General features: G+C 57.3%; 14 protein-coding genes and 1 tRNA gene. 10 read left to right on the forward strand and 5 right to left on the reverse strand.

Annotated elements, in window-relative coordinates; all coding sequences use genetic code 11:
* Window positions 1-12: 12 nt before the first annotated feature.
* From DW724_RS02225 to DW724_RS02235, 3 genes are read left to right on the forward strand one after another with little or no spacing between them, the layout of a single operon-like run.
* The gene (locus tag DW724_RS02225) at window positions 13-750 is read left to right on the forward strand and encodes an ABC transporter ATP-binding protein (RefSeq protein ID WP_118760496.1); all 738 of its coding nucleotides are present in this window, start codon (window positions 13-15) and stop codon (window positions 748-750) included.
* Entirely contained in the window at window positions 747-2,003 is a 1,257-nt protein-coding gene (locus DW724_RS02230) for an ABC transporter permease (RefSeq protein ID WP_118760497.1), read from the forward strand. Before DW724_RS02225 ends, DW724_RS02230 begins: the two co-directional genes overlap by 4 nt.
* 21 nt (window positions 2,004-2,024) lie before the next feature.
* The gene (locus tag DW724_RS02235; RefSeq protein ID WP_118760498.1) at window positions 2,025-4,376 is read left to right on the forward strand and encodes an S-layer homology domain-containing protein; all 2,352 of its coding nucleotides are present in this window, start codon (window positions 2,025-2,027) and stop codon (window positions 4,374-4,376) included.
* A 184-nt stretch (window positions 4,377-4,560) separates the two neighbouring features.
* On the opposite strand, the gene DW724_RS02240 is transcribed toward DW724_RS02235, so the two are convergent.
* Together DW724_RS02240 and DW724_RS02245 are read right to left on the reverse strand one after the other, a co-directional pair.
* Window positions 4,561-4,636, reverse strand: a tRNA-Pro gene (locus tag DW724_RS02240).
* 238 nt (window positions 4,637-4,874) lie between these two features.
* Entirely contained in the window at window positions 4,875-6,077 is a 1,203-nt protein-coding gene (locus tag DW724_RS02245) for a dicarboxylate/amino acid:cation symporter (RefSeq protein WP_117751173.1), read from the reverse strand.
* A 278-nt stretch (window positions 6,078-6,355) separates the two neighbouring features.
* Between DW724_RS02245 and DW724_RS02250 the strand changes: the two genes are divergently transcribed.
* Genes DW724_RS02250 through DW724_RS02260 form a run of 3 tightly spaced genes read left to right on the forward strand, consistent with a single transcriptional unit; the run spans window position 6,356 to window position 8,671 of the window.
* Window positions 6,356-7,567 (forward strand): M20 metallopeptidase family protein, encoded by a 1,212-nt coding sequence (locus DW724_RS02250; RefSeq protein WP_118760499.1) that lies wholly within the window; start codon window positions 6,356-6,358, stop codon window positions 7,565-7,567.
* A complete protein-coding gene (locus DW724_RS02255) occupies window positions 7,564-8,250 on the forward strand; it encodes an alpha/beta hydrolase (protein WP_118760500.1) in 687 nt (228 codons plus the stop codon). The genes DW724_RS02250 and DW724_RS02255 overlap by 4 nt, the downstream gene beginning before the upstream one ends.
* A 10-nt stretch (window positions 8,251-8,260) precedes the next feature.
* Window positions 8,261-8,671 (forward strand): peptide deformylase, encoded by a 411-nt coding sequence (locus DW724_RS02260; protein WP_110436990.1) that lies wholly within the window; start codon window positions 8,261-8,263, stop codon window positions 8,669-8,671.
* A gap of 294 nt (window positions 8,672-8,965) precedes the next feature.
* Here DW724_RS02260 and DW724_RS02265 read toward each other — a convergent pair whose 3' ends face one another.
* The 3 genes from DW724_RS02265 to DW724_RS02275 all read right to left on the reverse strand — a co-directional run bounded on the left by DW724_RS02265 (window position 8,966) and on the right by DW724_RS02275 (window position 14,495).
* On the reverse strand, window positions 8,966-9,304 hold the full coding sequence (locus tag DW724_RS02265; RefSeq protein ID WP_118358512.1) for a histidine triad nucleotide-binding protein: 339 nt from the start codon (window positions 9,302-9,304) through the stop codon (window positions 8,966-8,968).
* A 68-nt stretch (window positions 9,305-9,372) separates the two neighbouring features.
* Window positions 9,373-12,000 carry an alanine--tRNA ligase gene (gene alaS / locus DW724_RS02270; RefSeq protein ID WP_118760501.1) on the reverse strand — a complete coding sequence of 876 codons (2,628 nt, stop codon included), beginning with the start codon at window positions 11,998-12,000 and terminating at the stop codon, window positions 9,373-9,375.
* Window positions 12,001-13,127: 1,127 nt separating this feature from the next.
* The gene (locus DW724_RS02275) at window positions 13,128-14,495 is read right to left on the reverse strand and encodes an MATE family efflux transporter (RefSeq protein ID WP_118285242.1); all 1,368 of its coding nucleotides are present in this window, start codon (window positions 14,493-14,495) and stop codon (window positions 13,128-13,130) included.
* 178 nt (window positions 14,496-14,673) lie between these two features.
* Between DW724_RS02275 and DW724_RS02280 the strand changes: the two genes are divergently transcribed.
* The 4 genes from DW724_RS02280 to DW724_RS02295 all read left to right on the forward strand — a co-directional run bounded on the left by DW724_RS02280 (window position 14,674) and on the right by DW724_RS02295 (window position 19,492).
* Complete coding sequence (locus tag DW724_RS02280) at window positions 14,674-15,537, forward strand: AraC family transcriptional regulator (protein WP_118760502.1); 864 nt, start codon at window positions 14,674-14,676, stop codon at window positions 15,535-15,537.
* Window positions 15,538-15,605: 68 nt separating this feature from the next.
* Window positions 15,606-17,828, forward strand: a complete 2,223-nt coding sequence (locus tag DW724_RS02285) for a ComEC/Rec2 family competence protein (RefSeq protein WP_118760503.1) — start codon at window positions 15,606-15,608, stop codon at window positions 17,826-17,828.
* Between the two features lie 3 nt (window positions 17,829-17,831).
* Window positions 17,832-18,884 (forward strand): DNA polymerase III subunit delta, encoded by a 1,053-nt coding sequence (holA, locus tag DW724_RS02290; protein WP_118760504.1) that lies wholly within the window; start codon window positions 17,832-17,834, stop codon window positions 18,882-18,884.
* Entirely contained in the window at window positions 18,881-19,492 is a 612-nt protein-coding gene (locus tag DW724_RS02295) for a toprim domain-containing protein (RefSeq protein WP_118729598.1), read from the forward strand. Before holA ends, DW724_RS02295 begins: the two co-directional genes overlap by 4 nt.
* Window positions 19,493-19,516 lie beyond the last annotated feature (24 nt).

Raw genomic sequence — 19,516 nt, forward strand, 5'->3', positions numbered from 1 at the left:
GAGGGCGCGCTTATGTGGGAAAGAAACGCGCAGACTCCTGACACGGAGCGCCGCGCTGAATTGTTAATTGACGTTCAGCGCATGAGCAAGATTTACAACGAAGGAAGAGAAAACGAAGTGCGTGCACTGGATGATATCTCGCTGCAGGTATCCTGGGGAGAGTTCCTGTGCATTCTCGGACAGTCCGGCTCGGGCAAGTCCACGCTGATGAACATTCTCGGCTGTCTGGATATTCCGACCTACGGCTCTTATCATCTAAACGGGCAGCTGGTCAGCGATATGAAGCCGTCCGTGCTGTCCGGTATCCGCAACCGGGAGATCGGGTTTATCTTTCAGGGCTTTAATCTGATTCCGGCGCTGACGGCGCTCGAAAACGTCGAGCTGCCGCTCATCTACCGCGGTATGCCGCGGGAGGAGCGCCGCCGTCTGGCACAGGAGGCGTTAGTCTCGGTCGGGCTGGAAAAGCGCATGGATCACCGTCCGGGTGAGATGTCCGGCGGACAGCAGCAGCGTGTTGCGATCGCGCGGGCAGTGGCGGCAAAGCCGCCGATCATCATGGCGGACGAGCCGACCGGCAACCTGGATTCTGCCTCCGGTCTGGATATTATGCGCAAGCTGACTGCACTCAATGAGCAGGGAACCTCCATCATCCTCATCACGCATGACAACCATCTTGCACAGATGGCAAAACGCATCGTGACGATACAGGACGGCAGGATCATTTCGGACACGAAAGGAGGGGCCGTATGAATTGGATGCAGACGGTTCGTATGGCGTTCAAGTCCATCCTGAACAACAAGGTTCGCTCGATTCTGACCATGCTGGGCATCATCATCGGTGTGGCATCGGTTATCGCTATCGTGGCGTCGATTCAGGGCACGAGCAAGCTGCAGCGCCTGCAGTATGAGGCGATGGGCGTCAACCGCATCGACATCTACGGATACGGTGCCAAAAACCGCGACTGGCAGGAGTTTGAGGACTATATGACGAATGATCTGTCCGACAAAATCGCTGCATGGTCGCCGCAGAGCCAGTATTACGACTGGCAGAACAGCGGCATCCAGTACCGGGCCAAAAGGCTGGATAACAACGACAGCAACAGCGGCTACACCTATATGTACTTCGGCAACGAGCATTACGGCGAGGTGACAAGTCATGCGATTTCCGCCGGACGGGATATTTCCGCTACGGACTGCCGCACGCGCGCCCGCGTCTGTGTGATCGGAGAAACACTGCGCAAGTATTTCTTCGGGGCGATGAGTCCGATCGGGCAGAAGCTGCAGATTGGCGGCAAGGGCTTTGAGGTCATCGGCGTGTATGCCGGCAAGTATGACGGTAAGCTGAATACAGACGATCAGATGATTGTGATGCCGTACACGCTGCAGAGCACAATGATGAGTGTATCCGGCATGGCAGACCGCCAGTATGTCGTGAAGGCGGCGGACAAGGAAGCGATTACCGAGCTGACAGACGAGCTTCTGCCGGACTTTATGCAGGGACGCTGCGAGGCGGGAAACGGATACTTTTCTGCTTCGTCGGACAGCCAGTGGCAGGAGCAGAGCGAGTCCTCCAACAACATGCTTGCGCTGCTCGGCGGCGGTGTCGCCGGAATCTCGCTGCTCGTCGGCGGTATAGGAATTATGAATATCATGCTGGTGTCTGTTACCGAGCGCACCCGCGAGATCGGTATCCGTATGGCAATCGGCGCCCGCAAGCGGGATATTATCGGGCAGTTTCTGGTAGAAGCCTCGGTGGTCTCGTGCTGCGGCGGTGTGATCGGTATTGTACTCGGCTGCTTTCTTTCGGCGGTGCTGGGCAATCTGCTGCTCGCGAAAACGCAGAACAGCTACATGCCGACCGTGGAGCAGTTCACCGTACTGCCCTCTGCGGGACTGGTCATCGGCGCATTTCTGTTTTCTGCGCTGCTGGGTATCATCTTCGGACTGTATCCCGCCAATAAAGCCTCGAACCTGCAGCCGGTAGATGCGCTGCGGACGCAGTAAAAGGAAAGGACAGGTAGGAAAATGAAAAAAAGATTTGTCAGCCTGTGTCTGGCAGGCTTGATCATGGTTGCACCGGCTTCGGCGGTGTTTACCGATATTTCAGACAGCAGGGTATCGCAGACGGCCGCCGTTCTGGATGCACTGGGTATCATGCAGGGCGTAGGCGGCGGCAGCTTCGCGCCGGGTAAGGCGCTGACGCGGGCGCAGTTCTGCAAGCTGGCGGTTACCGCCATGGGTGTGACGGATGTGAGTCCGTATGCCAGCTACACGATTTTTCCGGATGTTAAGCATTCGCACTGGGCAGCGCCGTATATCAACGCGGCAGTACGCCATCCGGAACTGAAGGAAAAGTCCATCATCCGCGGCTATGCGGACGGCAGCTTTGGCCCGGATAAGATTGTCAGCTACGGCGAGGTCTGCACCATGCTGCTGCGTATGCTGGGGTATAAAGAGGAGGATGTCGGTCCGTTCTGGCCTGCAGACTATATCGCGCAGGCACAGGCCATCGGTCTGACGGACGGTGTCACGATTGCGGATGCGCGTGCCGCAGTTAAGCGCGGAGATGCGGCGGTGCTTCTGCTGAACGCTCTGAATACGGATAAAAAGGGAGAAGAGGGCGGCACACTGCTTGACAAGGTTGCGTCCTCGACGGTCAAGGACTGCATTCTGCTTGAGACCGGAAAAACATACAGCGCCCTTGCTGCGGATGCGGCATTGTTCTATGAGGACGGTGTTGTGGATACGGAATCTCCCCGTAAGACCGCCGGTACGCTGGACAGCAGCATGATCGGCGTGTACGGCACGATCGTTATCGGCAAGGGCAGCAGCAAGGTTGCGGTCGGTGTGATTCCGAATGGCAACAAGACCGAAGCCTATGAGGTTGTCAATGCGACAGCAGATCGTATTGTTACCACGAACGGAACACTGCGTCCGGACCGCAAGACCAAGCTGTATATCAGCCGCGATTATGCCATGGGCGAGTATGAAAATGCATGGGCGAACCTGCAGTCCGGCGACACGCTGACCCTGTACTACAACGAGTACGGCGTGCTGCAGCTGATGGCAGTCCTGCCGAAAACGACAGCAGGCACCGCGCACTCGTTCGTTTACGGTCTGGCGACCTCGCGCCGGATTCCGGCGGAGTATACGATCATCAAAAACGGTGCGAAGATCGACGCGAGCAAGCTGAAAAAATACGATGTTGTGACGCTCGATGCCGCAAACCGTCAGGCGATCGTTTCGGATACTAAGCTGAGCGGCAAATATCAGACTGACTCGACAACGTACAGCCATCCCTCTCAGGTGAAGATTCTGGGAAAGGAGTTTGAGGTTTCCTCCGAGGCGGCGGCAACGTTCAAGGATATGAAGCTGAACGATTACATCACGCTGCTGTTTGACGCGGACGGCAATGTTGCGGCTGCGTATCCGAAAAAGGATGTCAGCGCGGAGATGCAGGGCATTGTCACCAAAATTGACGGGAAAAAGGCTACGGTCACGCTGACAAACGGTCTGACACTGCGGGATATTCCGATCGCCAAGGACGTAAAAACCGATGTGATGGGTCGTCTTGTTACGGTCAGCCAGTCCGGTGATGGGGCAGACCTGATTCGCCGCACGCTCTCCGGAAAGACCGCCGGAAACTGGTCTGTTGCGGAGGGCAAACTGGGCAGTAACGCTGTTTCCTCCAAGGTGCGCGTGTATGAGGAGGTGCTCTCCGGCGCACCGCTGAACGCGATCAACGTCAGCGATATTGACCTGACCTCGGTTCCGGCTTCGCAGATTAAGTATACCGTGCAGGATAATGCAGGAACGGTTACGAATATTGTTCTGGGCGATGTGACCGGAGAAAGCTGGATTTATGGTATTGGCTATGGCAAGAAGATAAAAGGTAACTTTTATCCTCCGGCTGATTCGGGATATTCAGATATGCAGCCGGAAGAGCAGGAAGAATATCAGCGTAAGCATCCAGAGTATTATTCGTATACATATGCTGTTGTTCCGAAATACTGGCAAGATGGGAAAATGGTAGATGATAAAGAGTATCGTGTACCGTCCCTGCCGAGCGGCTTAAACGGCAATCCGATTGGCATTCCCAGAGGGTACTCAACCGATGAAAGCATCGTCAATACCTCGCTGGATACGCTCAAGCTGACATTGATCGACACGGTAAAGCCGTCGGCATTTGACGGTTCCTCCGGTGTCCGCACCAAGGACGGCTATTACGAGCTGGCAGAGAACATCGGCGTTTACGTCTCGGAGCAGAACCGGTTTGTTTCGCTGCAGACGGCGAAATCCAACTACACGAGCTTCCGCGTATACGCCAATAAAACAGCGGAAAACGGCGGAAAAATCCGTGTGATTGTCGCTTCGTGATTTGCTGTGTGCTGCGGCTATAGTTTTTCGTTAAATAATTGAAATTGCAAAACGGATGCTTCTCTGTGCTTGGAGAGGCATCCGTTTTGTTTCGGCTTGGATTTTAATGCAGTTTTCAGGATTTTGAAAACGCCAAATAAGTTACAAAAAAAGCCGCTCTTTCCAACAAAAGAACGGCTTTGCATGGTCCGAGTGACAGGACTTGAACCTGCGGCCTCTTGACCCCCAGTCAAGCACGCTACCAGCTGCGCTACACCCGGATTTGCAACGGTCTATCAAACCTTGCCTAAATAGGATACCAAATCCGGAGGGAAAAGTCAAGTGTTTTGTGAAAATTCCTGCAGAAAATTTGCTTTGCAGCGCTTGCTTTCGGTGCAGTCGAAACAACCATCGCATACGCTGCACCGTATGCGATACACCGCACTTTTCCCATCATAGCACCTGATTTCTCTCGGTACAAAAAGAAGCCCGCAGAAGCGGACTCCTTTTTTCATTTGATTACTGAACTTCCGCTGCCTCGACCTCACGCTTTTCCTCCGCGATATGATGCTTATTCGCGTAGCCGGTCAGAATAAGCGTCAGCGCGCCGTCACCGGTGACGTTGCAGGCGGTGCCGAAGCTGTCCTGCAGGGCAAAGATGGTCAGCATAAGCGCGGTGCCGGTGCCGTCAAACAGCAGGATGCCGGTGATCAGACCGAGCGAAGCCATAACCGTACCGCCCGGCACGCCGGGTGCGCCGATGGCGAAAATGCCGAGCAGCACGCAGAACAGGATCATGGTTCCGACAGACGGAATCTTGCCATACAGAATCTGCGAGATTGTCATGACGAAGAAAACCTCAGTCAGCACCGAGCCGCACAGATGGATGTTGGCGAACAGCGGAATACCGAAATTAACCATGTCCTTGCGCAGCACTGTGGATTTCTTTGCGCAGCGCAGAGCAACTGCCAAAGTCGCCGCGGAGGACATCGTGCCGACTGCGGTGATATACGCCGGACCGTAGTGCTTCACTACTTCGATCGGGTTCTTGCCCGAGTATGCACCCGCAACTCCATAGAGCAGCGCCATCCAGATATAATGACCGATCATAACGATGATGATGACCTTGATGAACACCGGAAACTGCTTGGTGATCGTGCCCTCATACGCCAGACCGCAGAAGGTGGACGCGATAAAGAACGGCAGAATCGGGATGATGATCTTGGTGACGATGGCGAGGACAATGTTCTGCACCTCGTCAAGCAGGGACTCCATCATCTTGGATTTGGTCCAGGTGATAGCCAGACCGACCATCAGCGACAGCGCCAGTGCGCTCATCACGTTCATGATCGCCGGAATCTCCAGCTGGAACAGTACCTCGGGCAGTTCACGCAGGCCGTCAACCTGCGATACGATCGACAGGTGCGGAATGAGTGCGTAACCGGCTGCCGTGCTCATCAGCGCCGCGCCGACCGACGACACATACGCGATAATGAGCGCAATGCCCAGCATCCGGGATGCGTTGTGGCCCAGTTTGGTGATGGACGGCGCAATAAAGCCGATAACGATCAGCGGCACACAGAACGTGATGATCTGACCGAGCACCTGCTTGATCGTCACGACCACGTTCATCACGGCCTCGTTCGCCACCAGACCGAGCACGATGCCCACCGCAACGCCAAGCAGCAGCTTGAACGGCAGGCTGTTTAGAATTTTTTTCATACCTACATACTCCCTTTGTTTGCGTTGCATCTGGATGACATCGGCGGATTTCTCCTCAGCCTGTCACGCTGCCGCCAAGTTGCCATGTGGACACAATGATATACCTATATGATACAATTTACAGCGCGTTTCGTCAAGGCAAATACGGGAAATGGCTGCGCCAAATAAAAACAGAGCGGTTTTTTCCTGCAATTTATGGTATACTTAAGGCATACCACAATCGCTTCTGTTCAATTATGCGGTATTGCCATAGAAACACCGACAAGGGAGGAAAAACCATGTCACAAACCTTAACCATAACGGCGGAGCAGGTGCTTGCGTCGGCAGAGCGCATCCGCGAGGATATTGTCCGCGACCGGCGGACGCTGCACGCTGCACCTGAGGTCGGCACCGATCTGCCGAACACCGTAGCCTGCGTCAAAAAACGCCTGCTGGAGATGGGCTATCAGCCGCGCGAGCTGGCAGGCGGTGTCGTCGCGGAGATAACCGGCACCGAGACCGGCCGCTGTCTGCTCTTGCGCGCCGACATGGACGCGCTGCGTGTGACCGAGCAGACCGGACTGGATTTTGCATCCGTGAACGGCTGCATGCACGCCTGCGGCCACGACATGCACGCGGCGATGCTGCTCGGTGCGGCAAAGCTGCTGCGCGAGTACCAAGGTGAGCTGAACGGCACGGTCAAGCTGGTGTTCCAGCCGGACGAGGAAGGCTTTACCGGCGCGAAGGCCATGCTCTCGGCGGGCGTGCTGAAAGACCCGGCACCGCAGGCAGGCTTTGCGCTGCACGTCAATTCGGGTACGCCGTCCGGACTGGTTCTGTGCGGACGCGGTACGTTCATGGCGGGCTGCACGCTGTTCCGCATCACGGTAAACGGCGTTGGATGCCACGGCGCAATGCCGGAAAAGGGCGTGGACCCGCTCAATATCGCAAGCCACATTTACCTGTCGCTGCAGGAGATCATCAGCCGCGAGATCGGCGCAAAAACGCCTGCTGTCGTGACTATCGGCCGCATGACCGGCGGTGAGGCGCCCAATATCATCCCGCAGACCGCGGTGCTCGAGGGCACTATCCGCAGCTTTGATCGCGACCTGTCCGCGCAGATCTTCACTCGTATCGGGGAAATCGCCCGGTGCACCGCACAGGCGTTCCGCGGCACAGCCGTTACGGAAGAGATTGTGTCCGCGCCGCCGCTCAGGAATGACGCTGCGCTGACCAATCGTATGGCAGACCTTGCCGGGGCGCTGTTCGGTGAAAAGCTGGTCTATCGGCTGGACGAGGGCGGCATGGGCTCGGAGGATTTCGCGTCCTACACCTACGATTTACCGTGCGCATACCTGCTCATCGGCGCAGGCACCAGACAGGAAAATCCTGCGTTCGGTGAGCCGATGCACAACGAAAGAGTCGTGTTCAACGAGGATATCCTGCCGCGCGGCGCAGCACTGCATACCTGGTGCGCGCTGAACTGGCTGGCAGACGAGGATAACGCATGAAAACCGAACAATTCTTCATCGAAAACACACCGGCGGTGTTGTACGGAGAGCCGTCGGACACGCTGTGGCTGTTCGTTCACGGACAATTTGGCTGCAAGGAAGAAGCCCTGCCGTTTGCCGAAATCGTGGCTCCGGACGCACAGGTTTTGTCCATCGACCTGCCGAATCACGGCACACGCCAAAACCGGAATGAGGAATTTGCACCATGGACAGCCGCACCCGAACTCACCCGCGTGATGGCTTACGCAAGAGCACACTGGCGCGCGACAAACGTGCGCGCGACCAGCATCGGGGCGTATTTTGCGCGGCTGGCGTTTGCCGCACCGGAAAAAGCGCTGTTCGTGTCGCCCATCGTGGATATGGAGCGCTTGATCTGCGACAGAATATGCGCGGCAGGCATTACCGAGCAAATCCTGCGCGAGCGCGGCATGTATCCCGCAAGGGAAGGGGATATGCTCTCGTGGGACTGCCTTTGCTGGGTGCGTGCGCATCCGGCAAAGGACTGGCACTGCCCGCAGTACATTCTCTACGGCGAAAATGACAGCATGACCGACTTGGCGACTATCCGCACTTACACGGCAAAATCCGGTGCGGAGCTGATCATCGTGCCGCAAGGCGAGCACTGGTTCCACACACCGGAGCAGCTGGCCGTCATGGCCGACTGGGAACGCAAACATAAATAAGGAGCACAGTATGATTCAGGAAATCTGCAAAGACGAGAAATTTTTAGCGCAGAAGGCCGAGCAGGCCACGCCGGACGATATCCAAACCGCAACCGACCTGCTGGAAACGCTCGAAGCGCATAAGGACGGCTGTGTCGGCATGGCGGCGAACATGATCGGCGTGAACAAGCGCATCATCGCGTTCGATAACGAGGGAACGTACATGGTGATGTTCAACCCGCAAATCGTCAAGCAGTCCGGCGGCTATGAGGCCGAGGAGGGCTGTCTGTCGCTGACCGGCACGCGCAAAACGCGCCGCTGGCAATCCATCAAGGTGCAGTACCAGAACGAAAAGTTCCAGACGAGACTGAAAACCTTCACCGGCTGGACCGCACAGATTATTCAGCATGAGATCGACCATTGCGAGGGCATTATCATCTAAGGAAAAGGGAATAGGCAAAAGAGGAACTCACCCAAGCCACCCATTACATACAGAAAGGCACACCCGATGGGTGTGCCTTTCTGCCGTCCGCAACGCGCAGGCAGCGGCGTACCGCAGTACGCCGATCAAATTCCCTGAAAAAGTCCGGCTCTGCCGGACTTTTTCTCCACTGCCCGTGCTCCGTTGCACGGTCTCGTCTGCCGTGCAGACGAGAGGGGGATATCCCCGGAAGTTTCTCCAGAACTTCCGGGGTATCTAAGGGGGACGGAGTCCCCCTTAGAGTCCGCAAGGGCATCAGCCCGGCGGCCAGGTCATATCCCGTCCGGAAAGAACGTGGAAATGCAGATGGAACACGCTCTGACCCGCCTGCTCTCCGATGTTGGAGACCACGCGGAAGCTGTCCATGCCGCGCTCCTTGGCAATCTTCGCGATAACCTCAAAGCAGTGCGCCACAACCGCGCTGTTGGACGCATCAACGGCGGCCACAGACTTGATGTGCTGCTTCGGGATCACGAGAAAATGCGTGGGAGCCTGCGGGTCAATGTCGTTGAAGGCGTAGCAGAGGTCATCCTCGTACACCTTGCTTGACGGGATATCGCCCGCGATGATTTTACAGAACAGACAATCTTCCATGGAATGATCGCTCCTTTCTGAAAGGGGAGTGCCGCGAGAGTGTTCCCGCGGCTTTCCCCTAAAGTTTATTACAGCATTGCTTCAACGATGTTGTTGACAGCCTCGAGTGCTTCCTCCAGCTTTGCCGGATTCTTGCCGCCTGCGGTTGCGCTGTCCGGACGGCCGCCGCCGCCGCCGCCAACGATCTTGGCAACTTCCTTGATGATCTTGCCGGCGTGTGCGCCCTTCTTAACAGCTTCAGCGCCGCAGACACAAAGCAGGCTTACCTTGTCGCCGTTGACTGCGGAGAGAACAGCAACCATGTTATCCTTCTTGCTCTTGATGTCATCGCCCATGGTGCGGAGCATGTCGGCAGATGCGTCATCCAGCTTGGTGGCAACAACGTCCACGCCCTTGATGTTGCGGGATACGTTGAACAGGTCAACCATCTGCATTGCAGCGACCTTTGCGCCCATCTTCTCGAGCTTCTTGTTGAGGGCACGCATATCGTTTACCTGCTGCTCAATCTTGGCAGACAGCTCGTTCGGGTTGGTCTTGAGTACGGCAGCAGCCTCGTTGAGAACCGCCTGACGGTCGTTCATCAGCTTGAGAACAGCCTTGCCGGTAACGGCCTCGATACGGCGCACGCCTGCTGCAACAGAAGCCTCGCCGATGATCTTGAGCGAACCTGCCTTGGCAGTGTTGTCGAGGTGAGTACCGCCGCAAAGCTCGATGGAGTCACCGGCCTGTACCACGCGGACGGTCTGGCCGTACTTCTCGCCGAACAGCGCCATAGCGCCCTTCTTCTTGGCATCATCAATGCTCATTTCCTCGGTGATAACCGGGCTGCCAGCCAGAATCGCATCATTTACCATATCCTCGACCTTGGCCAGTTCCTCGGCGGTCAGCGCTGCAAAGTGGGTGAAGTCGAAGCGGATATGATCGTTTGCGGTGTAGGAGCCTGCCTGCTCAACGTGGTCGCCCAGTACGGCGCGGAGCGCCTTCTGGAGCAGGTGGGTGGAGGTGTGTGCACGGCAGATGGCCTGGCGGTAAGCCGCATCAACGGAAGCGGTGACCTCATCTTCAACCGACAGCTCGCCCTCGGTGACAACGCCGATGTGCATATACTTGCCGTCCTTGGTCTTCTGAACATCGGAAACGGTCATTGCGCCGTTCTTGCCGGTGATAACGCCGTGGTCACCGATCTGACCGCCCATCTCCGCGTAAAACGGGGTGCGGTCGAGTACAACGGTGATCTTCTCACCCTTGGCAGCTGCGCCGGAAACCTCGCCCTCGTTTACGATAGCAAGGATCTTTGCAGACTCCTCGAGGGTGGTGTAGCCATCAAATGCGGTCTTGATGGACTTGTCCAGACCCAGATCCTCGCTCTGCCAGCCGAGGTCGCCCATCTTCTTGCGATCCTCACGGGCACGCTTGCGCTGCTCGTTCATCAGGCGGTCGAACTCCTCACGGCTGGTGGTCATGCCCTGCTCCTCGAGTACCTCAAGGGTCAGGTCGATCGGGAAGCCGTAGGTGTCATACAGCTGGAATGCGTCCGCAGCGGACAGCTCCTTGCCGTCGGAAGCCGCGATCTTGTCATTCAGGATAGCCAGACCGCTGTCGATGGTCTTGTTGAAGCTGGCTTCCTCGTTCTCGATAACCTTGTGGATATATTTCTGCTTCTCAACCAGCTCCGGATATGCGCCGCCGGACTCGTTGATAACGGTGGAAGCAACGTCGGACATAAACGGCTTGTCAATGCCGAGCAGCTTGCCGTGACGAACAGCGCGGCGCAGCAGACGGCGCAGAACGTAGCCGCGGCCCTCGTTGGACGGGATAACGCCGTCGCAGATCATCATAACGGTGGAGCGGATGTGGTCGGTGATAACGCGCAGGGAAACATCGGTCTTGTCGCTGTCGCCGTAGTGCTTGCCGGCGATCTCGGAAACCTTGTTGGTGATGTTGCGCACGGTGTCAACGTCGAACAGGGAGCCAACGCCCTGTACCACGCACGCCAGACGCTCCAGACCCATGCCGGTGTCGATGTTCTTCTGCTTCAGCTCAGAGTAGTTGCCGTGGCCGTCGTTGTCGAACTGGGAGAATACGTTGTTCCATACCTCCATGTAGCGGTCACAGTCGCAGCCGACGGTGCAGCCGGGCTTGCCGCAGCCGTACTCGGGGCCGCGGTCGTAGTAGATCTCAGAGCACGGGCCGCACGGACCGGAGCCATGCTCCCAGAAGTTGTCCTCCTTGCCGAAGCGGAAGATACGCTCCGGTGCAATGCCGATCTCCTTGTTCCAGATCTCGAATGCCTCGTCATCGTCAACGTAGATGGACGGATACAGGCGATCCGGGTCAATGCCGACCCACTCCGGACTGGTCAGGAATTCCCAGCTCCAGTGAATGGCCTCGCGCTTGAAGTAGTCGCCGAAGGAGAAGTTGCCCAGCATCTCGAAGAAGGTGCCGTGACGGGCGGTCTTGCCAACGTTCTCGATATCGCCGGTGCGGATGCACTTCTGGCAGGTGGTAACGCGGTGGCGCGGCGGCTCCTGCTCGCCGGTGAAGAACGGCTTCATCGGCGCCATGCCGGAGTTGATGAGCAGAAGCGACGGGTCGTTCTGCGGAATGAGCGAAAAGCTCGGCAGGCGGAGATGACCCTTGGTTTCAAAGAAACTGAGGTACATCTCGCGCAGCTCGTTGAGTCCTCTGTACTGCATATAAATTGATTCCTCCAAAAAAGAATTTACGGAAATAAAACAGAAAATGAAAAAAAGCCTCCGCCCGGACTTCAAGGGCGAAAGCATGCTTCCACGGTACCACCTTGATTTGAATATGGGTATGCCATATCCATCTCGGTAATCCGGTATCGGGGATCGGACGGTCTGTTTCAGTTGCAGACTGCTCGGAAGTGGCTGTTTTCCGCACCGGACAAGGACTTACAGCGAATGTCCTCTCTCTGAAGAACGGCGGATGGAAAACTCGTTCCCTCATCGCATTTTCTGTATTGCGTATCTATTATGCCACTTTTGCGGGCAGTTGTCAACTGAAATCGCGGAAAGTTGCGCTCTGCGGGGTAACGCCGTACCCGCGGCGGGGGAACGCCGTACCCACGGCAGGGGCAAAAAGGAAGGGACACCTGCGTTTTCCCTTCCTCTTTGAACTCCTGCCTTTCCCTTGTTAGATAGTCTGGCGCAGACCAGAGACCGGCAACCGCTCCGAAAATAGGGAACGGCAGAGGATTTTTCCTCTACTACGGACGGACTGCCTTCGTTGTCCGTCCTCTTGAGCAACCTGTTCGCAGTGTCAGATAGCGTACTGCTACACAGGCGGTTTTGTCTCCGCAGGCGCAACATACCCGTGTTGCGCAATTCGTTAGTCTGGAGGTTACGGACAGCACCTACGGATTAGGCGTTCGGTGCAATTTATCCTCGTAGGCTCTGTCTATAACAACGCGCTAACGAGTTGCGCGGCACGGGTATGCCGCGCTCTGCTGGAAGTAAACCGTCTGTGTAGCAGTACGCTATCTGTGAACTGCGAATAGGTTGCGAAAGACACGCTGCGGTAACCCGACTGCCGTTCCCTTATTTCGCAGCGGTCGCCGCTCTCCGATTTTCGCCATGCTAATAGGGAAAGGGGAGTTTCACAAGAGGGTGGAAACCGCAGGTGTCTACCCTCTTGTGCGCCCGCGCGGCGTCAGCGCAGTTCCGTTCGCTTCGCAAGCGAAAATCCCCCGCCCGGATAGGGCGAACCGCCTGTGCGGTTCGTATCCCCTGGAAACCCGGTGCAGAAAAAAGGAGCCCGCCTTACAGCGAGCTCCAAAGAGAGAGGTAGGATAAATTCGATTTTAACCTTCTGCGGTATCCGGACGCGTAACCTTCTTGACCCACTTCCAGCTGTGCAGGCGGATAGCCACGGGAATGATCTTATACAGCTGATCCCACTTGAGCAGGAAGAACACGACAACCGGCGGGAACTTCCACCAGAAAGCCGCCATTGCCGAGAACGGCACAACGATAAGCCACATGCTGATGATATTCATCTTGGCGCTGAACTTGGTGTCGCCGCCGCCGCGGATGATGCCGTTATCGCACGCCATCTGGTACGAGGTGCCGACCGTCGTGATGGCGAGCACCAGCATGAACTGCAGGGAATACTTGTACGCCGTTTCGGTGAGCGTACCGCCGAGCAGCGCAAGGATCGGTACGCGCAGAAGGAAGATCAAAAGACCCGAGCACAGTCCGATGGAGACGAACAGGACCTGCAGCGTATGTACAAGCGGACGCAGCCGCTGCTGGTTGCCCTCGCCGATGGTGCGGCCGACCACAATGCCGGATGCGGACGCGGCGCCATAGCAGACAACCGACAGAACCTGATATACCTGCACCGCGATCGCGTTGGCAGCCGTGGCATCGCCGCCGAGATGACCGAGGATACCGGTCTGTACCATCTGCGCGATGCCCCAGAGCGCCTGATTGATGAGCACCGGCAGGGAAACGTGCATGTAATCCTGCACATAGCTGGTGTCGATGTGAACCAGCTTGCGCAGGCTCAGGTTCAGCTTGTGCTCCTTAAACTTCAGGTAGTAGATAACGATGAGCAGCTCCACACAGCGGGAAACCAGCGTTGCGATAGCCGCACCGCGCACGCCCAGCTCCGGACAGCCGAAGTGGCCGTAGATCAGGCAGTAGTTCAGGCACACGTTGATGATGAGCGTCGAACCCGAGATCATGTAACCAATCTTTACTACACCGATCGAGCGGAGGGATGCGACCAGAATATTGGTTATTGTAAAGATAATATAGGTAAAGCAGATGATCTGGAAATACTTTTCACCTTCCGCGATGACCGTTGGCGAGTTGGACAGCAGCGACAGCAGCTGGTGCGGGAAGAACAGCACAATGCCGAACATCAGCACCGCCAGAGAACCGCCGAAGCGCAAAGCCACACCGATGATGTGCGGGATCGGCTCCAGTTTGTTTTTGCCCCAGTACTGCGAGCCCATAACGACCGCGCCCTCGCCTGCACCGACGACCAGCATCTGCAGCAGAAACTGCACCTGATTGCACAGGCTTACGCCGCCCATGGCATCCTGACTGTACCGGCCGAGCATCATGGTGTCCATCAGGTTTACGCCGTAGGTGAGCAGGTTCTGCAGCGCCAGCGACAGTGCCAGCACCATAAAGGATTTATAAAACGTCTTTTCCTTTATCATTACAACAACCCCCTGCCTTTAAAGCTGATCGGACGGAACGAACCGCAATATCTATCGTTCCGGTTCAGCTTTTTTACTTCTGCTAACAGCATACCGAATTTTCTTTGATTTGGCAATAACAAAATACTGCAATCTATTCATATTTTGTGCTATCATAGAAGGCGGAGGAGGAAATGCCGTGAAGGTTTTCAGTGAGCCGGGTGTGCTGTCGCGCTCGGAACGATTTTTCTCAACGCCGTCCGCGACCGCTCGGCGGCTGTTTTACTACGTTACCCGCGTGGGACATTATTACTACGATGCGCGGTATAATTTTCTCGACAGCTGCGACATCGCCCATCTGGAGAGCCACAAGAATCTCTTTCTGACCTACGTTCGCTCGGGTACGATGTACTTTGAGACCGACCAGCTCTACTGCGTCGAGCGCGGACAGATCGGACTGGTGGACTGCCGCAGACCGCATCATTTTTATACCAAGGGCGACGCAGAAGCGCTCTGGATTCACTTTGACGGCGCAAACGCGGCGGCATTTTTCGAGCAGATACTCGCGTTCCGCGGCGGCAGGCAGGTGCTTACGCCGCCGGCGGATTTACGCATCGAGCAGGAGCTGGCACAGATCATTTCCGGCCTGCGCACCGGCGACATGACCGAGCTTGACCGCTCGCAGCGTATCTACCGAATCCTGTGCGCGCTGCTGTTTCCGGCGCAGGCGGGACCCGACCGGAAAAACGATGCCATTGCGCAGGCGGTCAAGTATATCGGAGAACACCTGTTTGAATCGTTGTCCGTGGAGAAGGTGGCGGACGCGGTCAGCCTGAGTCCGTCGCATTTCTCGCGGCTGTTCCGCAGCACGACCGGATTTTCCCCGCACGAGTACATCATGCTGCACCGGATCGACGAGGCCAAGGCCCTGCTGCAGTCCACGTCGCTTTCGGTCAAGGAAATTGCGTTCCACGTCGGCTACCGCAGTGAGGTCAACTTTATTACAGCCTTCACCGAGAAAACCGGCGCAACACCGACCCAGTTCCGCAGAAGTACGCTGTAAGGCGGTCTGCGGTTGCGGCGCGTTCCGGTCTTTGCTATAATAGTAGAAAAGGCAAGGGAGTGACCCGTATGCGAGAACGCCCTCTGGTTTATCTGGTGCCGCCGATGGCTGCCGCGCTGTACGCGGCAGTCTGTCTGGAGCTGCCGGTGCAGCTGCATATCATTGCGCCGATTGCGCTTCTGCTGGTGCTTGCGGCTGTGTTCCTGCGCCGCCGCAAGTGTCTGCTGAATGTGTTTGCTGTGCTGGCGGCTGCCGCTCTTGCGCTGACCGGCTTTGCCGTGTTCCGGGATTTGCGGGTCGCGCCCATTCGTGCTTTAGCCGGCGAAACGCAGGAGATCACCGCAACCGCCTTGCGGGATGCCGAGGTGTACGACACCGACCAGCGCGTGCTGCTCTCGGCGGAGACTACGGACGGCAGGCGGTTTCGCCTGCGGTGCTACTTACCGGAAACCGAACCGCCATTGCTGGCAGGAGACAGGGTGCGTGCCGCGGTCGCGCTTTATGTGCCGGACACGCTCGGCGGCTTTGACCGTGCGGCATATCAGGCGTCCGAGGGCTGCTACATCGCAGGCGCGTATGCGACCGATGAGGAGCACAATCCGGTAAAATTTGAGGTCTTAGATTCCAAGCGGGACAGTCTGCGCTTTGCGCCGCAGAGGATCGCACGGTTCTGCCGAAATGCGGTGCAGCGTGCCCTTCCGAAACGCGAAGCCGGACTGCTGACCGGACTGCTGGTCGGCGGAAGCAAAAATCTGAGCGACACCGACCAGACCGCGTTCCGCATTGCGGGTCTCAGCCATCTGGTGGCCGTTTCCGGACTGCACATCGGCTTTCTCGTCGGGTTCTGCACGCTGTTGTTCGGCAAACGGTGGGGAACGGTTGTGTCCATCCCACTGGTGCTGCTGTTTGTGCCGGTCGCGGGAGCCACGCCGTCCGTGCTGCGTGCGGCGCTGATGTACCTGACGGCTGCAGGCGGATTTCTGCTCCGGCGCCGGTCGGGCGGATTGAACGCGCTGCTGATGGCATTGGCTGTTCTGCTGCTTGTCAATCCGTACTCGATTGCAAGTGTGGGACTGCAGCTTTCATTCGCGTCTACGCTCGGTCTTATCCTATTCGCAGGGAAGCTGCAGCATGCACTCGAAAAGCCGTTTGCCGGTGCGCCGAAACTCGTGCGCAGGGTGCTTGCGGTCATCATGAGCGCACTCAGCTGCACGGTTTGCGCTACGATATTTACAGTACCGATTCTGCTGACCTCGTTCGGCGCGGTGTCCGTGCTGTCGCCCATCAGCAACCTGATGACGGTCGGCGTGACCTCACTCTGCTTTGTGGGCGGGTTCGTGCTGTGTGTTGCAGCAGCCGTCTGTCCGACGCTTGTGCCGATGCTCGCCGGACTGGTTCGTCCGCTCATAAGCTATCTGCTCTGGTCAGCGAATACCATCGCGGACCTCGGCTTCGGCACGCTGCACCCGAACAACACCTTCGGTCTGGCGGCGCTCGGCATCGTGTTCGCGGTGCTGCTCGTGTGGCTGACTGCCGGAAAGCACGTCAAATGGAAAGCCGTGCTGCCGTGTCTCGCTGTGGTGCTGACCGGCCTGTGTATCGCCGAGGTGCAGTACCAGAACGGCCGGTATATGGTGACGTATCTGCCATGCGGCAGCGGTCAGGCCGTTCTGCTGAGCGACACCGAACATGCGATGCTCATCGACTGCGGCAGCTACCGGAATGCTGCGCGTCAGGTGCGCGAGTGGCTGCGCTGGAATGGTCTGAAGCGGCTGGATACGGTCGTGCTGACCGCGGTCGATCAGGGACATGCGCGCAACCTGCCGGAGCTGATGGAAACGGTCGAGGTTGGGGAACTGCTCATGCCCGCAGGCTGTCAGGAGCGCAAGACCAACGCCGATTTGCTTTCCTTCGTGCACGAGCGTGAGGCGCGGGAGATAAGCGAGCCGGTGACGCTTGCGAACCCGATCGCACCGGTGGAGATTTTCCCGGTCACCGAGGGAAAACTGGCCGTAAGCATAGCAAACGAGGTGCTCATCCTGCACAGTCCGACCGAGAAACAGCTATCGGCCTATTTAGAGAAAAACACGCTGCCTGCCGCAGCGGAGCTGGTGCTCAGCGCGAACCATCTGAGCAGCGGCGAAAGCATGGCACAGTACGCCGAAGCGGCAGGCGCACAGCATATCATCATTGCGGCGAGTTCGGAGAAGGGACTGCGGTCGCACAAGGGACTGGACGTGCAGAGCACCTATAAGGAAGGTGAGATTGCACGGCAGTTCAAAAAGGAGTAACACATGGCGGCAAGAGAAACCAAACCAAACGGAAAATCACAGCTGATCCGCGACCTGAAAAACGGCGAATTTGCCACGCTGTACATCATTTCGGGCGAGGAAAGCTACATGAAGGAATACTATCTGCGGCAGCTGCGGCAGAAGGTGGTGGACGAGACCTTTGCGGATTTCAATCTTATTGAGTTCGAAGGTAAGGGCCTGACACCGGAAATGCTGACCGAAGCCATTGACAGCTATCCCGCGATGGCGGATAAAAAGCTGATCATCGTCAAGGACTTCGACCTGTTCAAGCCGCCTGCCGGCTTCGCAGACGTGCTGCCGGGCGTGCTCGGTGACCTGCCGGAGTACGTCTGCCTCGTGTTCTACTACGACGTGCTGGACGGCAAGCCGGACAAGCGAACCAAGCTGTACAAGACACTCGAGAAGCGCGCCTGCTTTGCCGAGTTCGCACACGCGGAGGAGCAGGAACTGGTGGCGTGGCTCGAGCGGCGTGCCAAGGCGCTCGGCTGCATGATCGAACCGGGAGATGCGTCGTACATGATCTTCCTGTGCGGCAATTCCATGACCAACCTCGCCGGTGAGATGGAAAAGGCAGCCGCGCACACCACGACCGGCGTTATCAAGCGCTATAACATCGACGCGGTATGCTCGCCGGTGCTGGATGCCGTCGTGTTCGACCTGACCGACGCGGTAACCGCAGGCAGGTTTGATCGGGCGGTCGCACTCGTCGGGGAGCTGCTCGCGCAGAAGAACAACGAGGTCATGATCTTCACTGCCATCACGCGTCATATTCAGCGTCTGTATGCCGCCAAGCTGTGCGCAGAGAATCGCGGCGGCGAAAAACAGCTGATGGAGATGATTGGCTCGAAATCGCCGTACTACGCAAGGCAGATTCAGAATGCAGCACGGCGTGTGCCGCTCAGCTGGCTGCGAAAGGCGGCGTCGCTGTGCGCGGAGACCGATGCCGCACTCAAGGGTGGCGCAGCAGACCGGCAGAAGCAGATCGAGCTGACGCTGCTCACCATGGCGGCAGAGCTGAAGGGGGAAAAGAAATGACGCGTATCAGGGAAGCGATTCTGGTAGAGGGCCGGTATGATGTGAACACCGTCCGGCAGGTGGTGGACACCGTGGTGCTCGAAAGCGGCGGATTCCGCATTTTTAACAATAAAGACCAGCTCAAGCTGCTGCGCCGTATCGCGGAAACGCGCGGTCTCATCGTGCTGACCGACAGTGACGGTGCGGGCTTTGTCATCCGCAATTACCTCAAGGGTGCGCTGCCGAAGGGCTGTGTCAAGCAGGCGTATGTGCCCGATATCGCGGGCAAGGAACGCCGCAAGCGGCATGGCTCCAAGGAGGGCAAGCTGGGCGTGGAGGGCATGCGTCCGCAGGTGATTCTGGACGCGCTCCGCCGAGCGGGTGCAACCTTTGCACAGCAGGACGAAATCGAAACACCTGTGCATCCGGTCATCACCAAGGCGGATTTTTACGAGTGGGGACTGTCCGGCAGATCGGACAGCACGGCGCGCCGCGCTGCCGTTCTGCACGCGCTGGATTTGCCTGCGCACATGACGGCAAATGCGCTGCTGGAGTTTATCAACGCCGTTGGCACGCATGAGCAGGTTGCGGAAATCATTCAGCAGTATGCGGAGAAAATTGAGGAATAATTTCCGCACGAATGATTGAAAAAC

The sequence above is a fragment of the Butyricicoccus sp. AM27-36 genome (assembly GCF_003480945.1).
Taxonomy (GTDB): Bacteria; Bacillota; Clostridia; order Oscillospirales; family Butyricicoccaceae; genus Agathobaculum; species Agathobaculum butyriciproducens.

Bases quoted from the DNA above. Each gene is read 5' to 3' on its own strand.
- DW724_RS02275 (WP_118285242.1), bottom strand. From the start codon at position 14,495: ATGATAAAGGAAAAGACGTTTTATAAATCCTTTATGGTGCTGGCACTG.
- holA (WP_118760504.1), top strand. From the start codon at position 17,832: ATGGCGGCAAGAGAAACCAAACCAAACGGAAAATCACAGCTGATCCGC.
- DW724_RS02225 (WP_118760496.1), top strand. From the start codon at position 13: ATGTGGGAAAGAAACGCGCAGACTCCTGACACGGAGCGCCGCGCTGAA.
- DW724_RS02250 (WP_118760499.1), top strand. From the start codon at position 6,356: ATGTCACAAACCTTAACCATAACGGCGGAGCAGGTGCTTGCGTCGGCA.
- DW724_RS02230 (WP_118760497.1), top strand. From the start codon at position 747: ATGAATTGGATGCAGACGGTTCGTATGGCGTTCAAGTCCATCCTGAAC.
- alaS (WP_118760501.1), bottom strand. From the start codon at position 12,000: ATGCAGTACAGAGGACTCAACGAGCTGCGCGAGATGTACCTCAGTTTC.
- DW724_RS02235 (WP_118760498.1), top strand. From the start codon at position 2,025: ATGAAAAAAAGATTTGTCAGCCTGTGTCTGGCAGGCTTGATCATGGTT.
- DW724_RS02285 (WP_118760503.1), top strand. From the start codon at position 15,606: ATGCGAGAACGCCCTCTGGTTTATCTGGTGCCGCCGATGGCTGCCGCG.
- DW724_RS02255 (WP_118760500.1), top strand. From the start codon at position 7,564: ATGAAAACCGAACAATTCTTCATCGAAAACACACCGGCGGTGTTGTAC.
- DW724_RS02260 (WP_110436990.1), top strand. From the start codon at position 8,261: ATGATTCAGGAAATCTGCAAAGACGAGAAATTTTTAGCGCAGAAGGCC.
- DW724_RS02265 (WP_118358512.1), bottom strand. From the start codon at position 9,304: ATGGAAGATTGTCTGTTCTGTAAAATCATCGCGGGCGATATCCCGTCA.
- DW724_RS02245 (WP_117751173.1), bottom strand. From the start codon at position 6,077: ATGAAAAAAATTCTAAACAGCCTGCCGTTCAAGCTGCTGCTTGGCGTT.
- DW724_RS02295 (WP_118729598.1), top strand. From the start codon at position 18,881: ATGACGCGTATCAGGGAAGCGATTCTGGTAGAGGGCCGGTATGATGTG.